Origin of the sequence: Agrobacterium sp. (assembly GCF_032092815.1) — a bacterium.
GTDB lineage: Bacteria > Pseudomonadota > Alphaproteobacteria > Rhizobiales > Rhizobiaceae > Agrobacterium.
This window is the reverse complement of sequence record NZ_DAMDBP010000021.1, coordinates 40,009-42,464: the sequence shown is the minus strand read 5'-3', so window position 1 is coordinate 42,464 and position 2,456 is coordinate 40,009. Positions and strand designations below refer to the sequence as shown.

Annotated in this window: 2 protein-coding genes and 1 pseudogene; all 3 read right to left on the bottom strand. The window is 55.0% G+C overall.

Features of this window, described 5'->3' with window-relative positions; translation table 11 throughout:
• Window positions 1-205: hypothetical protein (locus tag RT613_RS14050; protein WP_313616239.1), on the bottom strand; the 205-nt coding region annotated here is incomplete at its 3' end.
• Between the two features lie 63 nt (window positions 206-268).
• The gene (gene argS, locus RT613_RS14045; RefSeq protein ID WP_313616237.1) at window positions 269-2,026 is read right to left on the bottom strand and encodes an arginine--tRNA ligase; all 1,758 of its coding nucleotides are present in this window, start codon (window positions 2,024-2,026) and stop codon (window positions 269-271) included.
• A gap of 62 nt (window positions 2,027-2,088) precedes the next feature.
• A pseudogene (locus RT613_RS14040) lies at window positions 2,089-2,456 on the bottom strand (deoxyguanosinetriphosphate triphosphohydrolase); the annotation flags it as partial.

Sequence of the window (2,456 nt, the reverse complement as noted above, 5' to 3'; positions counted from 1 at the left end):
CGAATTCGCGCAGAAGCTCGTCTTCAAGATTGAATTCCGGTTCCCGTCTTTCAACCTGCTGCGCAGGTTTCTGCGCAGCAAGAGGAACGACATGTGAAGGACGTTCATCGAAACCGACAATACGGGTCAGTTCCGCCAAGGGATCATCCTCGGCGAACACTTCACTCCGAGTGTCTCGATTGTACGCGGCGTTTTTCTCGACCATTTCACGTTCCACTATCTACGCATTACGGCTTTTGCCAGCGCATTGTGGGTAAATGGTGACGCTTTAGCGCATTTCAGCCGGTGCATCGGCCCCTACGAGGGCCAGTCCGGACTTCAAAACATTCGCGACAGCATTCACCAGCCCAAGTCTGGCAACGCTTAATTCTCGGTTTTTATCGTTAACAAATCGTAATTCCGGCTGATCTTTGCCTTTATTCCAGTGTCCATGGAAGGAACTTGCAAGATCATAGAGGTAAAACGCCAGCCTGTGCGGCTCTTGCGAGGACGCGGCAGACTCGATCAGACGCGGGTATTCCGCGAGCTTGGCAATAAGCTGCAACTCATTGACATCGCTGATCAATGCAGAACCGGCGGCCAGATCAGCCGTGCTGGCATCGAGGTCTGGAAACGCCTCTTTCGCCTGACGGAAGACCGACATGCAACGTGCATGCGCATACTGCACATAAAATACCGGATTGTCTTTCGACTGTTCGGTTACCTTGGCAAAATCGAAGTCTAGCGGCTCTGAATTCTTGCGATAGAGCATCATGAAGCGAACCGGATCACGGCCAACTTCATCCACAACATCGCGCAGGGTGATGAAGTCACCGGAGCGCTTCGACATCTTGACCGGCTCACCATCACGGAACAGCTTGACCAACTGGCACAGAAGCACGGTCAGCTTGGACTTACCCTCGGAAACCGCACGTGCAACCGCCTCAAGGCGCTTTACGTAGCCGCCATGGTCTGCGCCCAGCACATAGACCATTTCTGTAAAGCCACGGTCGAACTTGTCCTTGAAGTAAGCAACGTCGGCCGCAAAATAGGTATAGCTGCCATCCGACTTGATCAGTGGACGGTCCATGTCATCGCCCACTTCGGTGGAGCGGAACAAGGTCTGTTCGCGGTCTTCCCAGTCTTCCGGCAACTGACCCTTTGGTGGCGGCAGTGTGCCCTTGTAGACGTGGCCCTTGAAGGTCAGGTCATTGATGGCAGAAAGAATAGGACCGGCATTGCCGGCATGCAGGGTGCGCTCGGAATAGAACACATCATGCTTGACGTTCAGCGCCTGCAGATCCTCACGGATCATCGCCATCATCGAGGAAATGGCCTTTTCCTTGATGATCGGCATCCATTTTTCTTCCGGCATGGCGCGCAGCTTGATGCCGTATTCATCGGCCAGTTCACGGCCGACTGGAACGAGGTAATCGCCAGGGTAGAGACCGGCTGGAATGTCACCAACCTCCTCACCCAGTGCTTCGCGGTACCGCAGGAACACGGAACGGGCCAGAACATCGATCTGCGAACCGGCATCGTTGATGTAATATTCCTTGGTCACGTCGTAACCGGCAAAGGACAACAGGTTTGCCAGCGTGTCACCGACAACGGCGCCACGGCAATGGCCAACATGCATCGGACCCGTCGGGTTTGCCGAGACATATTCAACGTTGACCTTGTGGCCCTCACCCATTGTCGAGCGGCCGAAATCGGTGCCAGCCACAACCATGGCCGACAGCAGACGCTGCCAGTAACCAACGGAGACCTTGATGTTGATGAAGCCGGGACCGGCAACATTCACATCAGCAACGTCTGGTTCGCCTTTAAGCTTTTCAACGATGATTTCCGCCAGCGCGCGCGGGTTGGTGCCAAGCGGCTTGGCCAGCACCATGGCTGCATTGGTGGCAACGTCGCCATGGCTTGCATCGCGCGGAGCTTCAACGGTTACTCGGCCGAAATCAACGGCTGCGCGGTTGTCTTTCACGATATCGATCGTTTCGAGCGCGTTTTTGATTCTGGTATCGAAGTCGGCAAAAAGGTTCATTGCATCCACCTGCGCGAACGGGTTTCCATCCGTATCCATGGTTAAAGAAGTTGAGGCGCTGCCTATCGCAAATCGGGGGTATGGTCAAACAATCGCTGGTGCGCCTTCAGTGCATAACTGTCCGTCATGCCTGCAAGGTAATCCCCCACATGCCGCGCAAGCTGCGCTTCGCTGAGGCCAGCGATGTGATCGACCCAGTAATGGCTCTGCATTTCCTTGGGGTCCTGCATGTAGCGTTTGAACAGATCACAGACGATCTGTGTGGCACCGGCGCGAACGCGCATGATCTCCGGATGGCGGTAGATGTGACCAAACAGCAGTTTCTTGATCTGCTTGTCGGTCTCGGCCATTTCTTGAGAAAACGTGGCGATGGTGATGCTGGCGCCGCGCACGTCAGCTGCACTTTGCGGATTGACCACCGAGAGATTGT